Annotated in this window: 20 protein-coding genes; 11 read left to right on the top strand and 9 right to left on the bottom strand. The window is 65.8% G+C overall.

The features are described 5' to 3' along the window. Positions 1–17: 17 nt before the first annotated feature. The 3 genes from xerD to XI03_RS13280 form a co-directional block, all read right to left on the bottom strand. The gene (gene xerD / locus XI03_RS13290; protein WP_028141871.1) at positions 18–977 is read right to left on the bottom strand and encodes a site-specific tyrosine recombinase XerD; all 960 of its coding nucleotides are present in this window, start codon (positions 975–977) and stop codon (positions 18–20) included. Positions 978–1,053: 76 nt separating this feature from the next. Then, the gene (locus tag XI03_RS13285; protein WP_028141870.1) at positions 1,054–1,461 is read right to left on the bottom strand and encodes a nuclear transport factor 2 family protein; all 408 of its coding nucleotides are present in this window, start codon (positions 1,459–1,461) and stop codon (positions 1,054–1,056) included. Positions 1,462–1,507: 46 nt separating this feature from the next. Beyond that, on the bottom strand, positions 1,508–2,548 hold the full coding sequence (locus XI03_RS13280) for an SDR family oxidoreductase (RefSeq protein ID WP_038972786.1): 1,041 nt from the start codon (positions 2,546–2,548) through the stop codon (positions 1,508–1,510). A gap of 106 nt (positions 2,549–2,654) precedes the next feature. Here XI03_RS13280 and XI03_RS13275 point away from each other — a divergent pair, with 106 nt between their 5' ends. After that, positions 2,655–3,251 carry a TetR/AcrR family transcriptional regulator gene (locus tag XI03_RS13275; RefSeq protein ID WP_038951268.1) on the top strand — a complete coding sequence of 199 codons (597 nt, stop codon included), beginning with the start codon at positions 2,655–2,657 and terminating at the stop codon, positions 3,249–3,251. Positions 3,252–3,267: 16 nt separating this feature from the next. On the opposite strand, the gene XI03_RS13270 is transcribed toward XI03_RS13275, so the two are convergent. Then, complete coding sequence (locus XI03_RS13270; RefSeq protein WP_014439243.1) at positions 3,268–3,414, bottom strand: hypothetical protein; 147 nt, start codon at positions 3,412–3,414, stop codon at positions 3,268–3,270. Between the two features lie 182 nt (positions 3,415–3,596). Between XI03_RS13270 and XI03_RS13265 the strand changes: the two genes are divergently transcribed. From XI03_RS13265 to XI03_RS13255, 3 genes are read left to right on the top strand one after another with little or no spacing between them, the layout of a single operon-like run. Then, on the top strand, positions 3,597–4,220 hold the full coding sequence (locus XI03_RS13265; protein ID WP_028141867.1) for a shikimate kinase: 624 nt from the start codon (positions 3,597–3,599) through the stop codon (positions 4,218–4,220). Then, positions 4,217–5,365, top strand: a complete 1,149-nt coding sequence (gene aroB / locus XI03_RS13260; protein WP_028141866.1) for a 3-dehydroquinate synthase — start codon at positions 4,217–4,219, stop codon at positions 5,363–5,365. The genes XI03_RS13265 and aroB overlap by 4 nt, the downstream gene beginning before the upstream one ends. Before the next feature lie 20 nt (positions 5,366–5,385). Beyond that, on the top strand, positions 5,386–6,690 hold the full coding sequence (locus XI03_RS13255) for an HlyC/CorC family transporter (RefSeq protein ID WP_028141865.1): 1,305 nt from the start codon (positions 5,386–5,388) through the stop codon (positions 6,688–6,690). A 112-nt stretch (positions 6,691–6,802) separates the two neighbouring features. Here XI03_RS13255 and XI03_RS13250 read toward each other — a convergent pair whose 3' ends face one another. Then, positions 6,803–7,072 carry a BolA family protein gene (locus XI03_RS13250; RefSeq protein WP_028141864.1) on the bottom strand — a complete coding sequence of 90 codons (270 nt, stop codon included), beginning with the start codon at positions 7,070–7,072 and terminating at the stop codon, positions 6,803–6,805. 106 nt (positions 7,073–7,178) lie between these two features. Between XI03_RS13250 and XI03_RS13245 the strand changes: the two genes are divergently transcribed. Beyond that, positions 7,179–7,811 carry a J domain-containing protein gene (locus XI03_RS13245; RefSeq protein ID WP_028141863.1) on the top strand — a complete coding sequence of 211 codons (633 nt, stop codon included), beginning with the start codon at positions 7,179–7,181 and terminating at the stop codon, positions 7,809–7,811. A gap of 265 nt (positions 7,812–8,076) precedes the next feature. On the opposite strand, the gene XI03_RS13240 is transcribed toward XI03_RS13245, so the two are convergent. Continuing rightward, positions 8,077–9,171, bottom strand: a complete 1,095-nt coding sequence (locus XI03_RS13240) for a citrate synthase/methylcitrate synthase (RefSeq protein ID WP_028141862.1) — start codon at positions 9,169–9,171, stop codon at positions 8,077–8,079. A gap of 81 nt (positions 9,172–9,252) precedes the next feature. On the opposite strand from XI03_RS13240, the gene XI03_RS13235 reads away from it, so the two are divergent. Continuing rightward, a complete protein-coding gene (locus XI03_RS13235) occupies positions 9,253–10,473 on the top strand; it encodes a citrate/2-methylcitrate synthase (protein ID WP_038972785.1) in 1,221 nt (406 codons plus the stop codon). Positions 10,474–10,663: 190 nt separating this feature from the next. Here the strand turns inward: XI03_RS13235 and XI03_RS13230 are convergent, their stop codons facing one another. Then, the gene (locus tag XI03_RS13230; protein WP_271592372.1) at positions 10,664–11,323 is read right to left on the bottom strand and encodes a DedA family protein; all 660 of its coding nucleotides are present in this window, start codon (positions 11,321–11,323) and stop codon (positions 10,664–10,666) included. Between the two features lie 368 nt (positions 11,324–11,691). On the opposite strand from XI03_RS13230, the gene cobS reads away from it, so the two are divergent. The 5 genes from cobS (at position 11,692) to XI03_RS13205 (ending at position 17,961) form a co-directional block, all read left to right on the top strand. Beyond that, complete coding sequence (gene cobS / locus XI03_RS13225; protein WP_028141859.1) at positions 11,692–12,690, top strand: cobaltochelatase subunit CobS; 999 nt, start codon at positions 11,692–11,694, stop codon at positions 12,688–12,690. 142 nt (positions 12,691–12,832) lie between these two features. Then, positions 12,833–14,734, top strand: a complete 1,902-nt coding sequence (cobT, locus tag XI03_RS13220; RefSeq protein WP_028141858.1) for a cobaltochelatase subunit CobT — start codon at positions 12,833–12,835, stop codon at positions 14,732–14,734. Next, on the top strand, positions 14,731–15,825 hold the full coding sequence (locus XI03_RS13215) for an esterase-like activity of phytase family protein (protein WP_271592371.1): 1,095 nt from the start codon (positions 14,731–14,733) through the stop codon (positions 15,823–15,825). Before cobT ends, XI03_RS13215 begins: the two co-directional genes overlap by 4 nt. Before the next feature lie 298 nt (positions 15,826–16,123). Further along, positions 16,124–17,236, top strand: a complete 1,113-nt coding sequence (locus XI03_RS13210; protein ID WP_271592370.1) for an NADH:flavin oxidoreductase/NADH oxidase — start codon at positions 16,124–16,126, stop codon at positions 17,234–17,236. Between the two features lie 317 nt (positions 17,237–17,553). Further along, on the top strand, positions 17,554–17,961 hold the full coding sequence (locus XI03_RS13205) for a hypothetical protein (protein ID WP_028141855.1): 408 nt from the start codon (positions 17,554–17,556) through the stop codon (positions 17,959–17,961). A 47-nt stretch (positions 17,962–18,008) separates the two neighbouring features. On the opposite strand, the gene XI03_RS13200 is transcribed toward XI03_RS13205, so the two are convergent. Both XI03_RS13200 and XI03_RS13195 read right to left on the bottom strand, forming a co-directional pair. Further along, on the bottom strand, positions 18,009–18,254 hold the full coding sequence (locus tag XI03_RS13200) for a PilZ domain-containing protein (protein WP_026201681.1): 246 nt from the start codon (positions 18,252–18,254) through the stop codon (positions 18,009–18,011). Between the two features lie 344 nt (positions 18,255–18,598). After that, a complete protein-coding gene (locus tag XI03_RS13195) occupies positions 18,599–19,912 on the bottom strand; it encodes a DUF2235 domain-containing protein (RefSeq protein ID WP_271592369.1) in 1,314 nt (437 codons plus the stop codon). Between the last annotated feature and the right edge of the window lie 112 nt (positions 19,913–20,024).

Genomic DNA, 20,024 nt, shown 5'->3' with positions numbered 1-20,024 from the left:
TTTCGCAGGGACGACAGTCACTTCTCCGCCAGCGGGTGCAGGTCGCGCACGAGGCTCTTCAGCCGCTCCTCCACCACATGGGTGTAGATCTGCGTCGTCGAGATGTCGGTGTGGCCGAGCAGGGTCTGCACGATGCGCAAATCGGCACCATTGTGCAGGAGATGGCTGGCAAAGGCATGGCGCAGCACGTGCGGGGAGACCAGCCGCGCCTGCAGCCCCGAGGCGACCGCGAGCTCCTTGAGGTCGCGGGCAAAATGCTGGCGCGTCAGATGTCCGCTCTCGCCGAACGAGGGGAACAGCCACTTGGAGGCGGCGAGGCTGTCCTTCTTCTTCTCCGTCTTCGCAGCTTCCGTCGCCGCGAGATAATCCGCCATCGCCTGGCGCGAGGCCTCGTTGAGCGGCACCAGGCGCTCCTTGTTGCCCTTGCCGCGCACCACGATCATGCGGGCGTCGCGCTTGGCCGCCGAGCGCGGCAGCGCCACCAGCTCGGAGACGCGCAGGCCGGTGGCGTAGAGCACCTCGAGCAGGCAATACAGCCGCAAGGCGCGCAGCCGCTTCGACGGCGAGGCATCTTGCGCCTCGCTCAATTCCTTGGCGCGGCGGAGCATGCGATCGACATCGGCGATCGACAGCACCTTCGGCAGGCCGCGGCCGCGCTTGGGGCCGGACAGGATCGCGGCGGGATCCTCAGCTCGGATGCGTTCGTTCAGCAGGAAGCGATAGAGATGCCGCATCGCCGACAGCCGCCGCGCGACGCTGGTGGATTTGAAGCCGCGGGCATCGAGATCGGCGAGATAATCGCGCAAATTTTGCGTCTCGGCGTCGGCAAAGCTGTGCCCGACGCGGCCCAAAAATTCCGAGAAATCGGTGAGGTCGCGGCGATAGGCGTCGAGCGTGTTGGGTCCGGCGCCCTGTTCCGCCGCGAGCATGTCGAGGAACAGGCCGGTGAGCTTGGCATCTGAGGGCTTGGTGCGCATGCCCGGGAGGCTAGCTCCTATTTCTTGAGAAACTCACCAGCAATGTGGAGCGGGCCCGAACGCTCTCTTCGAAATTCTAGGCCATTTCGCTGATCGCCGTCGCCTGCGACCAGACCACCATCCAACGCCCCTCGCGGTGCTCGTAAGTGTCGGTGTGCCAATAGTCCGCAGGGGCAACGCGGTGGCCAGCAAAAACGATCTCCAGCCTGGCGCGATATCGGATCACGGCGTGATCGTTCTGCTGGCGGACGGCGATCGCGCCGGGTTCCCACATCAGGTACTGGATCTGCCCGCTCTGGATCGCACCCAGATATTCGCCCTTGGAGAGCGGCATGCCGATGGGCGTTATCAACTGAAACTCCGGTGCATGAAGCGGCTCCGCCTGCGCAATGTCTCCCTCGACCAGCGCGCGCAGCCGGGCCCGTTCGGTGTTGCGGATGTGCTCGGCTTGCGGTGAGTCCGTGTCGGTCGCGTGCGTCGTCATTGGTGGTTCTCCAGTTCTGCAAGGGTGGGCGAGGGGGTCCAGCCGTCTACGGCGTGGCGATCAAGCGATGGTCGATCAGGCTTTGGGCGCTGGCCCGGATGCAATCCTCATCAGGCCGTGGTTGCCAGTTCAGCACGCGGTGCGCCTTGGCGGCGCTGACGCTGAGGTCGCGGTCGAGCTCATGCACGATCATGCGGGAGCGCCCGCTGAACGGGGCCAGCGCCCTCACCATCCAGTTCGGCACGTCGCCGCGCGGCAAGCGGGCCGCATAAGCCGGAAACGATGTCGCCAGCACCGCGGCCAAGTCCCTCAACCAGAAAAAACCTCCGCCGACGATGAAGCGCTCTCCGGCGGCATCAGGACAGGTCATCGCGCGGATATGGGCGTCGGCCACATCGCGCACATCCGCGACCGCAAAGCCAAAGCGCGGCACACGCTTCAACTTGCCGCTCATCATTTGCTGGATCAGTCCGACGGACGTGCCGTATTGTGGGCCGAGCAGCGGTCCGAAGATCATGCCGGGATTGATCACGCACAGATCGAGCCCGCTGTTCCGCGCAAAGCTCCACGCGGCCTGCTCGGCCAGCGTTTTCGATTTGTAGTAGGGCGTCGCCCGCGCGCTGGTCGGATCGGTCCAATCGTTCTCGGTGTAGGGAGGCCGGCCGCTACCGTGATTGGTGGCGGCAATCGAGGATGTCAGCACCACGCGTGCCACGCCGGCGTCATGGGCCGCGCGCAACACGCGTAGCGCACCGTCGCGCGCGGTCTGGATCAGCTCGTCTGCGTTGTCAGGCAATCCCGCTGGAAATGGCGAGGCCGTGTGAATGACATAGCGACAGCCCTTCAGAGCGTCGTCCCATCCGTCGTCGGAGCAAAGATCCGCCCGGGCAAAACTGAGCGCACCGGCGGCGGCAGGCGCGGTCGCGCAAATCTGGCTCCGGATCCGGTTGCAGGCGTGCAGACTGCGGACGGTCCCGCGCACGCGATAGCCGCTCGCCAGCAGCTGGCTGGCGACATGGCCGCCGAGAAATCCGCCGACGCCGGTCACCAGGACCGTGGCGGTCGGTTGAGGAAGTTGAGAATCCATTTGATTTTTCAAGATCTTGAACTCCGATCAAGTCGAATTGGACAATTAGACTGCAGCTGTCTAATCGTCTTTTGACGAATTGGACCCGAACTGTCAATATGTCTCGATGAAAGACAGCGATCACAAGGCCGGAGCAATTCTCGAGGCGGCATTGCCGGTGTTCGTCCGCCACGGCTTCCGCAAGACGTCGATGGCCGACATCGCGCGGGCGGCGGGCATCTCGCGCGCGGCGCTCTATTTGAGCTTTGGCAGCAAGGAGGAATTGTTTCGGGCCGGGTCGGAGCGGGCGCATGCCAAGACGATGCGCAGCGTCGAAGCCGCGCTCGCCGGCGACGGCGACGTGTTCAGCCGGATCGAGCTGGCGATTGCAGCGTTCCAGCGCGATTTGATCGTGCCGTTCGCCGGCAGCGCGGACGCGGCAGAGCTGTTCGACGCCAATATGACGCTGGCCAAGGACATCACGCTGGCCGCACGCGCCCGGTTGGTGGCTTTGCTTGCTCGCGCACTGGCCGATGCGCAAGCGCGGAATGCGATCACCCTGGACGCTTTGAAGGCCTCGCCGACAGACCTCGCCGGCATCATCGTGGCGGCGATGGAAGGGATCAAGGAGGCGCAGGCCGCGGGCCAGAATCTTCTCGAAGATACGCAGCTATTCTTGCGCCTGCTGCGCCTCGCTTTGACGCGAAGTTCGCAGGGCGCCTGACGCGTGCAACCAGCGTCTATTTCTTGAGAAACTTGTCCGGCGGGATCGTCACCGTCATTTCCCGCGACTTGGGACTGACGAAATTGGCCAGTGCGAAGACCACGCCATAGACGATGCCGGCGATCACGGCGACGACCGTCAGGAAGCGGAACAGGCTGGGCATCGTTCTGGGGTCTCTGCAGGGGACTGGCGGGCAAATTAACCAATGAAATCATCCAACATGTTCGCCGTTTCGTGGCAAGAGTCCACTGGCGAGGCCCCCTGCGGGGTCGTATAGGTGGCCAAAGCATGCCGCCTTTGGCGGCAGATCGAGCGAGATCCAGAGCGAGATCCAGAGCAATATCCATGTCCGACGCCGCGTTGCCGATACCAGCTTCGCCCGAAGCCGACATCCTGTCGGCGCTCGGGGCGCGCTCGATCGTGCTCGTCGGCATGATGGGGGTGGGCAAATCCACCATCGGCCGCCGCATGGCGACCCGGCTGAAGCTTCCCTTCGTCGACGCCGACACCGAGATCGAGACCTCGGCCCAGATGACCATCCCGGAGATCTTCGAGCGCCACGGCGAGCAATATTTCCGCGACGGCGAGGCCAGGGTGATCGCGCGGCTGCTCGACAGCGGGCCGGTGGTACTGGCAACCGGCGGCGGCGCATTCATGCGCGAGGAGACGCGCGCGCGCATCGCGGCGAAGGCGGTGTCGATCTGGCTCAAGGCGGACCACGACGTCATCATGCGCCGCGTGCGGCGCCGTGCCGACCGCCCGCTGCTCCAGACCGCCGACCCCGAGGGAACCGTGACGCGCCTGCTCACCGAGCGCGAGCCGGTCTACGGCCATGCCGATCTCACCATCGCCTCGCGCGACGTGCCGCACGACAGAATCGTCGAGGAGACCATCGAGGCGCTGCGCGCGCATCTCTGTGGTGAGCAAGCCACCCAACCACCTGCCGACGTTGCGAGTGCCATACGATGACTGCGCCGCTGAAACATTCCGATCCCGTCAACGTCGAGGTCGCGCTCGGGAACCGTGCCTATGACATCGTCATCGGCCGCGGGGTGCTGGCCTCGCTCGGCGAACGGGTCGCGGCCTTGCGTCCCGGCGTGCGCACGGCGATCGTGACGGATCGAACCGTTGCAAAACACTGGCTCGAGCCCACCGAGGCTTCGCTTGCCGCCAGCGGCATCCCGACCTCGCGCGTCGTCGTCGAGGAAGGCGAAATCTCCAAGACCTATGCCGGCCTCGAAAAGGTCAGCGAGGCCCTGATCGCCGCCAAGATCGAGCGCAACGATCTCGTCATCGCGCTCGGCGGCGGCGTGGTCGGCGATCTCGCCGGCTTTGCCGCGGCGATCCTGCGCCGCGGCGTCGATTTCGTGCAGGTGCCGACCTCGCTGCTGGCGCAGGTCGATTCATCCGTCGGCGGCAAGACCGGCATCAACTCGCCGCAGGGCAAGAATTTGCTCGGCGCGTTCCACCAGCCGGTGCTGGTGGTCGCCGACACCGCCGTGCTCGACACGCTGTCGCCGCGGCAGTTCCGCGCCGGCTATGCCGAGGTCGCCAAATACGGCGTGCTCGGCGACGAAGCCTTCTTCACCTGGCTGGAGAAGAACCATTCCGACATCTTCAAGGGCGGCTCGGCGCGCGAGCATGCGATCGCGACCTCCTGCCGCGCCAAGGCCGGAATCGTCTCCCGCGACGAGCGCGAGACCGGCGAGCGCGCGCTGCTCAATCTCGGCCATACCTTCGGTCACGCGCTGGAAGCTGCGACCGGCTTCTCCGACCGCCTGTTCCACGGCGAAGGCGTTGCCATCGGCATGACGCTGGCGGCGCAGTTCTCGGCAAAGCTCGGCATGATCGGCGAAGCCGATGCGTCGCGCGTCGAGCGGCATCTGATCGAAGCCGGCCTGCCGACGCGCCTGCAGGACATCGCGGGCTTTGCGCAGGAAGGGCTTGCCGATGCCGACGCGCTGATGGCCTTGATGGCGCAGGACAAGAAGGTCACGCGCGGCAAGCTCACCTTCATCCTGCTGGAGGCCGTCGGGCGCGCGGTGATCGCGAAGGATGTCGAGCCGGCCCCGGTGCGGGACTTCCTGAAGGACAAGCTCGCCCTCAGGGCGTGATACTTGCTGTCGAGTGATGCATGGACTGGCTCGGATTCACCATCGTCGTCCTCTGCCTCCTGGTCTCGGCGTTCTTCGCCGCGAGCGAGACCGCGCTGACCGGCGCCTCGCGCGCCAGCATGCTCCGCCTCTCCAAGCAGGGTAATCACGACGCCGATGTCGTCTCCGATCTGCTCGACATGCGCGAGCGCCTGATCGGGGCGCTGCTGCTCGGCAACAACATCGCCAATATCGGCTCCTCGGCGATCGCCACCGCCATCTTCACGGCCTGGTTCGGCGATGTCGGCGTGCTCTATGCGACCGGCGTGATGACCGCGCTGGTCGTGATCTTCGCGGAGGTGCTGCCCAAGACCATCGCGATCAATGCGCCCGACCGCGTCGCGCTTGCGGTCGCGCGCCCGATGCGGCTGACGATGTACGTGCTGGGGCCGCTGCTGCGCATCGTCGAGGTCATCGTGCGCCTGCTCATGCGCCTGTTCGGCCTCGCCGGCGAGCACCAGGCGATCCTGTCGCCGACCGAGCGCCTGCGCGGCGCGGTCGACCTGTTGCACCACGAGGGCAAGTTCGAGAAGCAGGACCGCGACATGCTCGGCGGCCTCTTGGACCTGCGCGAGCTCCAGGTCTCCGACGTCATGATCCATCGCACCGAAATGATGATGATCAACGCCGATTTGCCGCCGGAGGAGCTGGTGCGCGAGGTGCTGGCGACCGAATACACCCGCATCCCGCTCTGGCGCGAGAAGCCGGAGAACATCATCGGCGTGCTCCATGCCAAGGACCTCCTGCGCGCGATCCGTGCTGCGGACGGCGACACCTCGCGCATCGACGTCTCCACCATCGCGCTGCCGCCCTGGTTCGTGCCGGAGATGCGGCCGCTCGCCGAGCAGCTCAAGGCCTTCCGCCGCCGCAAGACCCATTTCGCGCTCGTCGTCGACGAGTATGGCGAAGTCGAAGGTCTGGTGACGCTGGAAGACATTTTGGAGGAGATCGTCGGCGACATCTCCGACGAGCACGACGTCGTGGTCGCCGGCGTGCGCGCCCAGCCGGACGGCTCGGTCGTGGTCGACGGCTCGGTGCCGATCCGCGATCTCAACCGCGCCATGGACTGGCACCTGCCCGATGAAGAGGCAACCACCGTCGCCGGCCTCGTCATCCACGAGGCGCGCTCGATCCCCGACCGCGGCCAGAGCTTTACGTTCCACGGCTTCCGCTTCCGCGTGCTGCGCCGCGAGCGCAACCGCATCACCGCGCTCCGTATTTCACCGGTGCCGCGCGAGGCGGAGCTGGAAGAGGCGAAGCCGAGACGGGCGGGGACGTCGTTCTAAGCCCCCAGTCATTCCGGGGCGATGCGGAGCATCGAACTAGGGTGCGCCCTTGCGCACCCGAGAATCTCGAGATTCCGGGTTCGGCTCTTCGAGCCGCCCCGGAATGACGAAGCTAGTTTTCCCCCGGCGCCTTCGCCTGGATCGCCAGCGCGTGCACGCTGCCGGAGAGTTCCGCGGCCAGCGCCGAATTTATCATGCGGTGGCGCTCGACCCGGCTCTTCCCTTTGAAGGCATCAGACACGATATACACACGGAAGTGCGTCTCACCGCCTGGCCGATGGCCGGCGTGGCCTTCATGCAGATGTGACTCGTCGACGACATCGAGGCTTTCCGGCGTGAAAGCTTCCTGCAACTTGTTGCTGATAGTGTCGCGCATAGCCATGTTGTGCCATCCGGGTGCAGAGATCACACCCGTCAATTGCCGGGGTTCGCAGCTAATTGCAATGTCAAGACTTGAAGGTTTTTGCATTGCGTAGTCAAAGTCAGCCATGCCGATCGATTCATCAAAGTTCTTCGACTCCATCCGCGTGAAGCCGCGGGGCAAGCAGCCGGAAGTGAAGCCGCGCGACACCGCGGTCGGTTGCGAATGGGCCGGGTGCCAGAACAAGGGCGCGCATCGCGCGCCGAAGGGCCGTGAGAACCAGCGCGAGTACTGGCACTTCTGCCTGAACCATGTGCGCGAGTACAACCAGAACTACAATTTCTTCTCCGGCATGAATGCCGATGCCGTCGCGCGCTACCAGAAGGATGCGCTGACCGGCCACCGTCCGACCTGGAAGATGGGCGCCAATGGCGGCAAGAAGGGTGCGGAAGCCGAGATCGACATGGCGGCCGACCCGTTCAGCATGTTTAGCGAGATCAACGGCCGCGCGGGCTGGCGGAAGGGCCCCGAAGCCGCGCCCAAGGCCGAGACGCGCAAGGTGATGAACGCCGAGCGCAAGGCGCTCCAGGTCATGGGCCTCGGCCCCGATTCCACGCTCGCCGACGTCAAGACCAAGTACAAGGCGCTGGTGAAGCAGCACCACCCCGACGCCAACGGCGGCGACCGCTCCACCGAAGACCGCCTGATCGAGATCATCAAGGCGTATAATTATCTGAAGACCGTGGTGCGGGAGGCGTAGGGCCTCGCGGGCGCTGTGTAGGTGCGAGGCACCTCGGCGCCAAACCCTCGGTGTCGTCCCGGACAAGCGGAGCGCAGATCCGGGACCCATAACCCCAGGGAGACGTTTGGCGAAGACTCATAGTGAAATGGTCTTCCCGTGGTCCTCACACCTGTCTCTCACCGATAAATCACGCGGTATGGGTCCCTGCTTTCGCATTGCTTTCGCAGGGACGACAGCGGAGTGATTGACTCCGCTGTTGCGCCTCTTTCCGCGCGCTGGTCGCCTACGCCTCCGGCATCGCCCCCACATACGACGAACTCGGCCTGATCAGCCGCCCGGTCCGCCGCTGCTCGAGCGCATGCGCGGTCCAGCCTGCGGCGCGCGCGACCGCGAAGATCGGCGTGAACGCCTGCCTCGGGATCGCCAGCGCATCGAGCAGGATCGCGGTGAAGAACTCGACATTGGTCTCCAGCGGCCGCTCCGGATTCTTCTTGCGCAGCGCGCTCCGGATATAGGCCTCGACCTCGCCGGCAAAGGGCAAATCGGTGCCGTTGGACGCCAGCGCCTCGACCGCGGTCTTGAGCACGTCGGCGCGCGGATCGCGCACGCGATAGACGCGGTGACCGAAGCCCATCATCCGCTCGCCGCGGGCCAGCGCCGCATCGACCCAGGGCTGGATGCGTTCGCGCGAGCCGATCGCGTCCAGCATCTCCAGCACCGGCTCCGGCGCGCCGCCATGCAGCGGGCCCGTGAGCGCGCAATAGCCCGCAGTCACCGCGGCAAACAGATCGGCTTGCGTCGAGGCCACCACGCGCGCGGTGAAGGTCGAGGCGTTCATGCCGTGGTCGCTGGCGGTGACGAGATAGGCATCGAGCGCGGTGACCTCGCCGGTCTCAGGCGCGCGCCCGTGCAACATCCGAAGCGTATCGGCGGCATGGCTGACATTGGGATCGGGTGCGACCGGGTCGAGTCCTTTTGCGCGCCGGACCAGCGCGCCTGCGATCACCGGAAACGCGCCGACGATCGTCGCTTCGTGCTCGAGCCCGTGCTCGGCGCGAAGTCCCGCGACCGCCGCGCGAAACCCGTCGATGACGCCCATGCCGCGCGTTGCCGGCAGCAGGTCCGGCAGCCGCGCGAAGGCGCGCTCGCGCGCAAGGCCGAGGCTCGCCCGCACATTGGCTTCGGTGAGGGTGGTCTTGCTGGCGCCGTTCCAGAGCCGGGCGGTGACGCCCTCGAAGCTCGACTGGCTCGCCAGTCGACCGACATGCTCGCCGGCGATGATCAATTCGCCGCGCTCGCCGTCGACATGGCTCAGCACGGTCTCGGCCGCGGGAACGCCGTCCAGCCCGATCTGGCTTTTGGTGAGGTGGATGTTCATGGCCCAAATCTCCCTTTGCGTTGCACCAAGGGAAATTCGGGCCTCTCGACAGATTGATCAATCTTGATTACATAAATCAATATGAAAAATTCCGAGGGGCTCTATCTCTCCGCCCGGGAAGCCGCCGCCGAGCTCGCGATCTCGCCGGCCACGCTCTACGCCTATGTCAGCCGCGGCCTGATCCGCTCCGAGCCGACGCCGGACTCGCGCAAAAACCGCTACCGCGCCGAGGACGTTCGCGCACTGAAGGAGCGCCGGGTGCCGTCCCCGGAGCCGCGCGGCCTGCGCAGCTTCGACGCCGACCTGCCTGTCATGGACACGGAGATCTCGACCATCACCGAAGAGGGCGCGATCTATCGGGGCGTCAATTGCGTCGATCTCGCCGAGAACGACACGCTGGAGCACACCGCGACGCTGCTATGGGATGTCTCCGAGGTCGACCCGTTCGCTCCGGACAATCAGCCCGCGCTCTCCGAAGAGATGCGCACGATCGCAGAAGCTGCACGCCGGGCCGCGCCGATCGACCGCGCCATCGCCGTGCTCGCGCTGGCCGCGAGCGTCGATCCTCGTGCGTTCACCCGTGCGCCCGACGGCCGTGCCATGGTCGGCGGACGGATCGTCCGGCTGCTGGTCGCGACCATGCTCAATGCCGAACCCTCGGCCGAGCCGCTGCATCAGCAGATCGCAAAAGCCTGGGCGGCGGACAACAAGCACGCGCCCGATCTGATCCGCCGCGCCCTCGTTCTGCTCGCCGATCATGAGCTGAATGCTTCGACCTTCACGGCGCGCTGCGCGGCTTCGACCGGCCTCAACCTCTATGATGCCGTGATCGCCGGTCTCGCCTCGTTGAAGGGGCCGAAGCACGGCGGCGCCAGCGTGCTGGCCTCGCAGCTCGTCAAGACCCTGATCGATCGCGACGTCGCCCCGATGGTGCGCGAGCGCGTCGCGCTCGGCGAGCGGTTTGCCGGCTTCGGCCATGGCGTCTACAAGCGCGGCGATCCCCGCGCGCAATCGCTGCTGAATGCGCTCTCCCGCGCCGGCGCGCCGCGAAAATTCACGCGCGAGGTGCCGGAGCGGATCGCGGAGGCGACCGGCGAATTCGTCAATATCGACTATGCCCTCGCTGTGCTCGTGCACGCGCTGCGCCTGCCCGCCGGCGGCGAGCTCGCTCTGTTCGCGATGGCCCGCAGCGTCGGCTGGATCGCACACGCCAGCGAGCAATTGCAGTTCGGGAAGCTGATCAGGCCGAGGGCAAGGTATGTGGGACCTGCGCCGGGGAGAAGAGTGGGGGCTGCGGGTTAGCGGCACTGCGAGCGCGTTATATTCCGCTGTCGTCCCTGCGAACGCAGGGACCCATAAGCCCAGGAAGCAGTTTGGCGAAGACTGGTTGTGGAAGAGTCCTCCCGGGGTACAAGCACCGCCGTCTTATAGATAGATCACGCGGTATGGGTCCCTGCGTGCGCAGGGACGACACTTTTGGTGTGGCGACTTCCTACACCCGCGGCTTCGCTTCCACGACACCGCCGCCGTTCCGCCTCCGATAGACCCACACGCCAAGACCGCCCATGATCGCCACCGCCACCACGGTCAGCATCCAGATGTGCTTGCCGACATGCCCGTGGTGATGCAGCCCGGCATATTCGTGCAGGGCCGACACCGCCAGCACGCCCGGCAGCACATGGGCGGGCGCCCAGACCAGGATCGCCGGGATGTTCACCGCGTAGAATTTTGCCGGCGCCATGCCCAGCGCGCCCGCCGTGACCGGCACGAAGGCCCGGATCGGCGGCACGAAACGGGCGAAGAACACGGCCCAGGTGCCGAAGCGGTGGAAGAAGCTTTCGCTCTCGGCGACCACGCGGGGATAATTGGTCAGCGGCCAGGTGTTGAGGATCTCGCGCTGCTGCCGGTGCCCGATCCAGTAGGCCGAGCCGTCACCGAGCACGGCGCCGACCGCCGCTGCCAGCAGCACCCATTGCAGTTTCAGCTCGCCGCCCGGAACCAGGGCGCTGAGCGCCAGAATGATGGTCGAGCCGGGGATGACCGATCCCACCACCGGGACCGCTTCGAGCAGGGCGGCCAGGAACAGGGTCAGATAGGCCAGCCACGGATGGGCCGAGACGAACGAGATGAGGGGATCGAGGAAGGACGTCACGTCGTCTCCAGAGGCGCTGTCATTCCGGGGCGATGCGAAGCATCGAACCCGGAATCTCGAGATTCCGGGTTCGCGCTGTGCGCGCCCCGGAATGACGGCCGTTCGACCCTACATAAGTAAGGGCGTGCGGCGAAAGTGCCATTCGCGTCGACAGGACCGCCCGCCCCGGCGCGAAATTCGCGCGTGATTCGCAAGGCAGCCCTCCAAAAACTGCGTTCCTTGCCTATCTAAATGAAAAGACAATGGAACTTTGATTGTGGCACGGGCTTCTGCCGGCCACTGGTCTCTGATAGGTTGATTTTCAGCACCCAGCCGCAGCCAACGTGCAAATAACCGGTTTCGGGACCGCCCGGGACCTCGGAGGATTGATGACGACCGCCGCCCTGTCCAAAGTTGAGGAAGTTTCCGGTCTGCCCGACATGAAGGTGTCGGTGCGGCAGGTGTTCGGGATCGACAGCGATCTCGAAGTCCCTGCCTATTCCGAAGTCGATCCTCACGTGCCCGAAGTCGATTCCGACTATCGCTTCGACCGCGCCACCACGCTCGCCATTCTCGCCGGCTTCGCCCGCAACCGCCGCGTGATGGTGACCGGCTATCACGGCACCGGCAAATCCACCCATATCGAGCAGGTCGCGGCACGGCTGAACTGGCCCTGCGTCCGCGTCAACCTTGACAGCCACATCAGCCGTATCGACCTCGTCGGCAAGGACTCGATCGTGGTCCGTGACGGCAAGCAGGTCACCGAATTCCGCGATGGCATTTTGCCCTGGGCGCTGCAGAACAACGTCGCGCTGGTGTTCGACGAATACGACGCCGGCCGCCCCGACGTGATGTTCGTGATCCAGCGCGTGCTGGAAGTCTCGGGCCGCCTGACGCTGCTCGACCAGAACAAGGTGATCAAGCCGCATCCGGCGTTCCGGCTTTTCGCCACGGCGAATACGGTTGGCCTCGGCGACACCTCGGGCCTCTATCACGGCACCCAGCAGATCAACCAGGGCCAGATGGACCGCTGGTCGATCGTCACCACGCTGAACTATCTCAGCCATGACGAGGAAGTGGAGATCGTGCTGGCCAAGGCCAAGCATTATCGCACGCAGGAAGGCCGCGACATCGTCAACAAGATGGTGCGCCTCGCCGATCTCACCCGTAACGCTTTCGCCAATGGCGATCTGTCGACGGTGATGAGCCCGCGCACGGTGATCACCTGGGCCGAGAACGCCGACATCTTCGGCGATATCGGCTTCGCGTTCCGCGTCACCTTCCTCAACAAGTGCGACGAGCTCGAACGTCCCCTGGTCGCCGAGTTCTACCAGCGCTGCTTCAACGCGGAGCTGCCGGAATCGGCGGTGAATGTGGCGCTGAGCTGATCTCTCACGGTGTGTCGTCCCGGCGAACGCCGGGACCCATACCGCGTGATGTTTCGATTGAAACGACGCTGATAGTTTCCTGACACGAGAGCGGCCGGTGGTTATGGGTCCCGGCGTTCGCCGGGACGACAGATAGGGTCAGATGACCACCTCCAACTCCAAATTCCGCAGCACCAAGGAAGCGCCGACCGAGCCGTTCAAGCGCTCGGTGGCCTCCTGCCTCAAGGCGATTGCCAAGACGCCGGAGCTCGACGTCAGTTTCGCGGCCGAGCGGCCGGGCCTCGCGCCCGGCAAGGCGCGGCTGCCAGAGCCCGCGCGCAAAATGACCAAGCGTGATGCCGCCATCGTGCGCGGTCACGCCGATTCCATCGCGCTCAAGATCGCCTGTCACGATGCCAAACTGCATCGCAAGCTGATGCCCGGCAATCCGCAGGCGCGCGGCGTGTTCGAGGCGGTGGAGCAGGCGAGGGTGGAGGCGATCGGCGCGCGGCGCATGGCGGGCGTTGCGAAAAACCTCACCGCGATGCTCGACGACCATTTCCACCGCGGCAAGTTCGACGAGATCACCGACCGTGCCGACGCGCCGCTGGCCGACGCGCTGGCGATGCTGGTGCGCGAGCGCCTGACCGGCATGGCGCCGCCGACGGCCGCGAAGAAGATGGTCGATCTCTGGCGTCCCATTCTCGAAGACAAGATCGGCAAGCGGCTCGACCGGCTCGACACCCTGGTCGAGGACCAGACCCGGTTCGGCGACGCCGTGCACGATCTCCTGACCGCGCTCGATATCGGCGACGAGCGCAACGCCGACAGCGAAGACAATGACGAGAACGACGAGAACCAGGACGGCGACAACGACCAGTCCGGCGCCGAAGGCTCGCCCGATTCCGACGCCGCGCAGGAGATGAGCGCCGACCAGGCGCAGGCGAGCTCGGAAGAGATGAGCGAGAGCGCGATGGAAAGCGCGCAGGCCTCGACCTCGGACACGTTCGACGACGGTGAGCTCGGTGACGACGAGACGCCGGGCGAGGCGACGCGTCCGAATTCGCACGGCAAAAACGAGCCGCGCGGGCCGGAATATCACGCCTTCGCGCCGAAATTCGACGAGATCATCGCCGCCGAAGACCTCTGCGACCATGACGAGCTGGAGCGCCTGCGCGCCTATCTCGACAAGCAGCTCGCGCATCTTCAGGGCATCGTCGCCCGCCTCGCGAACCGCCTGCAGCGCCGCCTGATGGCGCAGCAGAACCGCGCCTGGGAGTTCGATCTCGAAGAGGGCATTCTGGACCCCGCGCGCCTGTCGCGCGTCGTCACCGATCCCTATCATCCGCTGTCCTTCATGCACGAGAAGGAGGCCACGTTCCGCGACACCGTGGTGACGCTGCTGCTCGACAATTCCGGCTCCATGCGCGGACGGCCCATTACGGTCGCGGCGACCTGCGCCGACATCCTCGCGCGCACGCTGGAGCGTTGCGGCGTCAAGGTCGAGATTTTGGGATTTACCACGCGCGCCTGGAAAGGTGGCCAGTCCCGCGAAGCGTGGCTTGCCGCCGGCAAGCCGGCCAATCCCGGCCGCCTCAACGATCTCCGCCACATCATCTACAAGTCGGCGGATGCTCCGTGGCGTCGTGCGCGAAAAAATCTCGGCCTGATGATGCGCGAGGGTCTCCTCAAGGAGAACATCGACGGCGAGGCGCTGGACTGGGCGCATAAGCGCCTCCTGGGCCGGCCCGAGCAGCGCAAGATCCTGATGATGATCTCGGACGGTGCGCCGGTCGACGATTCCACGCTGTCGGTCAATCCCGGCAATTATCTCGAGCGGCATCTGCGCCACATCATCGAGGAGATCGAGACCCGCTCGCCGGTCGAGCTGATCGCGATCGGCATCGGCCACGACGTGACGCGCTATTATCGCCGCGCGGTGACGATCGTGGATGCCGAGGAGCTCGGCGGCGCCATCACCGAGAAGCTCGCTGAACTCTTCAGCGAGACCAACACCGCACCCACCCAGCCGGCCGGTCGCCCGCGACGCAAATTGCATTCGTGAGCACGCATCGATCCCGCCGCAGCTTTATCGGCTTTGCAGCGGCGGGATTTTCCACACTCGCAGTCTCTCGCTTCGCGCTGGCGCAAGCCGCGGCCGAGCCGCCGCCGCGCGCGCTTCAGGTCGAGAACGCCGTCGTCGAGCCTGTCAGCGTCGAGGTCAACGCGCGCGCCATTCCGAATTTCGAGCCGCGCGACCGCACGCGCACGCGCTTCGGCTCGCTGGACTATCGCAGCGGCCTGGTGCTGACCTCGCGCTATCGCGGCTTTGGCGGCCTGTCCGGCATCCGGCTCGACGCCAAGGGCGAGGGCTTCCTCGCGGTCTCCGACCAGGGCGGCTGGTTCACCGGTCGCATCCGCTACGCCAATGGCAAGATGACCGGGCTCGACGACGTCGAGGCCGCGCCGCTGCTCGGCGCCGAGGGGCGGCCGATCACGGAAAAACGCCTGTGGTGGGACTCGGAATCGATCGCGCGCGACGGCAATTTCGTCTATGTCGGGCTCGAGCGCGTCAACCAGATCCTGCGCTACGATTTCTCCAAGGGCGGCACGCGGGCGCGCGGCGAGGTGGTGCCGGTGCCGGCGGGGATCCGCAAGCTGCCCTCCAACAAGGGGCTGGAGGCGCTGGTCGTCGTGCCCAAAGAAAAGGACAAGGGCAAAGACCAGAACATGCCGCTGGCGGGCACCCTGATCGCCTTCTCCGAGCGCGGGCTGGATGCCGACGGCAACCTCACAGCCTTCCTGATCGGCGGCCCCTCGCCCGGCCAGTTCAGCGTGCGCCGCACCGAGAAATACGACATCAGCGACGCCGTGCTGCTGCCCTCCGGCGAGCTTCTGATCCTCGAGCGCAAATTCTCCTGGTTCACCGGCGTCAACATCCGCATCCGCTCGATCCCGCTGAAGTCGATCGCCCCTGGCGCGGTGGTCGACGGCCCCGCGCTGTTCGCCGCCGATCTCGGCCACGAGGTCGACAACATGGAAGGCATCGACGCCCACGTCACGGCCGAAGGCGAGACCGTGCTGACGCTGATCTCCGACGACAATTTTTCGATGCTGCAGCGGACCCTGCTGCTGCAATTCACGCTGGCGGAGTAGGCCACTGCTGTCGTCCCGGGGCGCGACGAAGTCGCGAGCCCGGGACCCATACCCACAGGGCGTGATTTGACGATGACCCGGAGTGGCAGTTCGCTCGACGACTTTGTCCTGTGGCTATGGATCCCGGATCTGCGCTGACGCTTGTCCGGGATGACAGCGGAATTTGCCGCGTCATCTCGCGACCACATTGCGGGAATGCACGCCGAGGCGAGCCGCCATTCCCCAGCGCGCCTAGCAATCGTCTGTCCGCATACTACACTCTTTCCACTGCCCCTCTCATCCCCCGGAACTCCCCCGCATGAGCGTCCTGTTTTCCCCGATCAAGCTGCGCGGCCTGACGTTGAAGAACCGCATCGTGGTGTCGCCGATGTGCCAATATTCGGCCGACGACGGCGTCGCCAATGACTGGCACTTCACCCACATCAACAATCTCAGCCTGTCGGGCGCGGCGATGTTCTGCATCGAGGCGACCCATGTCGAGGCGATCGGCCGCATCACGCCGGGCTGCCTCGGGCTCTACAGCGATGCCGCCGAGGCCGCGCTGAAGCAGGTGCTCGCCTCGGTGCGCAAGCATTCCTCCACCGCGATCGCGATGCAGCTCGCCCATGCGGGCCGGAAAGCGTCGAGCGCGCGGCCCTGGGACGGCGGCCAGCTGATCCCGGTGGAGCAGGGCGGCTGGCAGACGGTGGCGCCATCGGCGCTGCCGCACAAGGAAGGCGAAGCCGCGCCGCTCGCGCTGGACGCAGCGGGCCTCAAGCGCATCCGCGAGGCCTTCGTCGACGCAGCTCGCCGCGCCGAGCGCATCGGCATCGACGCCATCGAGCTGCACGGCGCGCACGGCTATCTCTTGCATCAGTTCCTGTCGCCGATCTCCAACAGGCGCACCGACGAATATGGCGGGTGTTTGCAGAACCGCATGCGCTTTCCGCTCGAGATCTTTGATGCGGTGCGCGCCGTCTTCCCGCACGACAAGCCGGTCGGCATGCGGGTGTCGTCGACCGACTGGGTCGAGGGCGGCTGGGATCTGGCGCAGACGATCGAGTTCGCCAACGCGCTGAAGGCGCGCGGCGTCGACTGGATCGATGCCTCCTCCGGCGGCGTCTCGCCGCTGCAGAAGATCCCGCTCGGCCCCGGCTATCAGGTGCAGTTCGCGGAGGCGATCAGGCGCGAGACCGGACTGCCGACGATCGCCGTCGGCCTGATCACCGACGGCAGGCAGGCCGAAGAGATCGTCGCATCCGGCAAGGCCGACATGGTCGCGCTCGCCCGCGGCATGCTCTACGACCCGCGCTGGGCCTGGCACGCCGCAGCCGATGTCGGCGGCGAGGTCGAAGCCCCGCCGCAATACTGGCGCTCGCAGCCCTCGACGCAGAAGGCGCTGTTCGGCAAGACCACGTTCGGGGCGCGGTAGGGGCCGCGTGTGCGTGCTGCACGTGTGGCGCGATATCCGCACCACAAACTCTGCTGTCGTCCCTGCGCATGCAATGCGCATGCAGGGACCCATACCGCGTGATCCATCGATGGCGCGCGGTGCCGGTTGACAACTTAACTAAGAGTCTTCGCCTCACCACTTCCTGTGGTTATGGGTCCCTGCGTGCGCAGGGACGACAGCGGAGAATGTCGCGCGGCGCTTTCGCCCACCCCTCCCCCTCCGTAAATCTCCCCAGCTTCCACCCCCCGCAAAACTGGCCTAACCTTGCGCGACCCCACTCCTCGCGGAGGCCCGCCATGCGTTTTCGTGTTCGCCAAACCGCCCATGTGTTCGAGCGCGTGGGGCTTGCGATGGCCGGCGCGGCGTGCGGGCTGTTCGTCGGCGCCTATGTGGGATCGGCGATATCGGCGCTCACCACGCAGGGGTTTCTGATGGTGATGATGCTGCTGGGCTTCGTCGGCTTCTATCTCGGCATCGACACGCCGCAATTGCCGTTCGACGAGGCGCATAGCGCGATCGACGCCGCCGAATTCCTCAGCGCGGCCGGCACGCTCTGCGCCACGCTCACCGCGCTCGCCTCCGTCGCCGTCATCGTGCTCCGTCTCGACCCGCACATGGCCTGGACCTGGCTCGCTCTGCTCGGCTGGATCGCCGGCGTCGCCATGCAGATCGTCGGCGGCGCGAAAGCGAGGATGCGGAAGTAGCTTCCTCTTGACCCTCCCCCGCAAGGGGAGGGCAAGCAAGATGTCCCTCAGAACACCACGCCCACCCGCGTGCCGCGCTTCCAGGCGATGCGGCAGCGCTTCTTGGTGTTGACGTGCAGCAGCTCGAATCTGTCGGGGATGTTCACCTGGCCGCCGAGATCGACGCAGGCGCCGCCGGGCGAATAGTCGATCAGCGTGCAGTTGATCACAGGTGCGCGCGGGTCGGTGATGATCTTGGCCTGGCGCGACACCAGCCCGGCAGGCTTCACGCGGGCATATTTACGCGGATACATTGGCACTCTCCTCCAATTCCGCAGGTCTAGCGGCGGATCCTGTGCAGGATGATGCGGATGAGTTGATGCGATCCGGCTAAGGCGGGCGGGAGAATTTTAATGAAAAGTAGCGGCGAAGGAAGAAAGCGGCGGTAGCGGGGTGGGGCCGCCTCAAACTCCGTCGTCGTCCCTGCGAAAGCAGGGACCCATACCGCGTGATGTCTCGGTTGCGCCCGAAAGCAGTCCCGAACAACGAGTCTTCGCCAAACCACTTCCTGTGGTTATGGGTCCCTGCTTTCGCAGGGACGACCGCGGTGATGTTGGCGCACCTGCCTCCACACCCGTTAATGAGAGCGCCGCCCTCCTCACATCTCCGCCGTCTCCATCTCCGCATGCTGCGGCCCCACCGGCATCGGCACCGTCACGTACTCCTTCGGCAAATTCACCGGCCGGTAGTCCGGCTCCACGGCCATCCGCTTCAACACGCTCTCATGCACATGCGCGCCTTCGGGAATGGGGCGCGGCTCGCAATCGGGGATGTAGAAGCCGAGAAACACTTTCCGCTCCGGCCACTCCCGGTACTTCGCGCTCTTCGGCAGATATTCCAGAACCCGCCAGCCCGGCGTCATCGAATCGTGCAGCACGCCCGTCTTCCCAGTGTAGGCCGGCTCGACGTATTGAAACGGTGAGTTCTTGCGCTGGATGCCCCAGGCGAGCTGCTTGATGGTCGCGGGGTTGAAGTTCAGCCCCGCCTTCTCCGCCTCCGCGATCATCCAGATCAGCGGATATTTCGAGTCCCCGCTGTGCGCCTCCGGATAGCCGCCGCCGACGTCACTGTGCACGCCGGCGAACCACACCTGCAGAATGTCCTGCGGCACCTTCTTCTCGTCGGGGACATACCGGTTGCTCCAGAACTCCTGCGGCTCGCAGTACTTCTTGAGGCGGAACATGCAGCGCCGCTCGTCGATCGCGATCGCCTGCCGGAAGATCTTGACGCTGGGGTTGCGCAACGTGAAGGCGAGCTCCTCCAGGCTCGGCCAGAACAGCCGGTCGGCGCGCGGCACGATCACGCTCGCCACGGTGTCCCACACGCCGATGAAGTGGATGGTCGGCCAGCGCGTCGAGGTGATGCGCGCGAACTGGGCGGCGAGATCGAACTCGTCCTTCGGCAGCGGCCCCTGGTCGTCGAAGGCGACGTCCGAGAGATCCTCGAGGTCGTTGCCGCGCCCGGTGCCGGAATATTGCTTGTAGGCGACGAGGCCCGAGCCTGCGAGGTTCGCCTGCTCCGGCCTGATCAGCCCGACCTTGTGGATCAGCCCCGCCAGCACGCGAACCGTGTAGGCCCCGCGCGAAAAGCCGAACAGGTAGATGCGGTCGCCCGGCGCGTAATGCTCGACCAGGAAGCAATAGGCCGACAGCACGTTGTCGTCGAGCCCGTAGCCGGTGGCGAGCCCCAGCACCAGATTGATATTGGCTTTCAAGCGGTGCCACGTCGTCGGCTCCGTCACCGTGCCGACGCCGGGGTCGTAAAACACCATCTGCCGCGGCTGCGTCCTGTCGGTCTTGCGCAGGCAGCGATAGAGCTTCAGGACGTTGGAGATGTTCTCCGAGATCTCGTTGCCGGTGCCGTCACAGCAGATGACGAGGTTCTTCGGCGCGGTCGTGCGGTCGTGCTCCACGGGTCATCCCCTCCCGGTAATGCTACCGGGACGAGTATAGCAAAAAAGCGCGACGGCGAGGAGCCGGCGACGCTGCGCTCCCTCGCCCCGCTCGCGGGCCGCAGGCGGGGGG

The sequence above is a fragment of the Bradyrhizobium sp. CCBAU 65884 genome (genome assembly GCF_028128835.1).
Classification (GTDB): domain Bacteria; phylum Pseudomonadota; class Alphaproteobacteria; order Rhizobiales; family Xanthobacteraceae; genus Bradyrhizobium; species Bradyrhizobium ottawaense.
The sequence above is the reverse complement of the archived record's forward strand: the minus strand, read 5'-3'. Positions and strand labels throughout refer to the sequence as shown.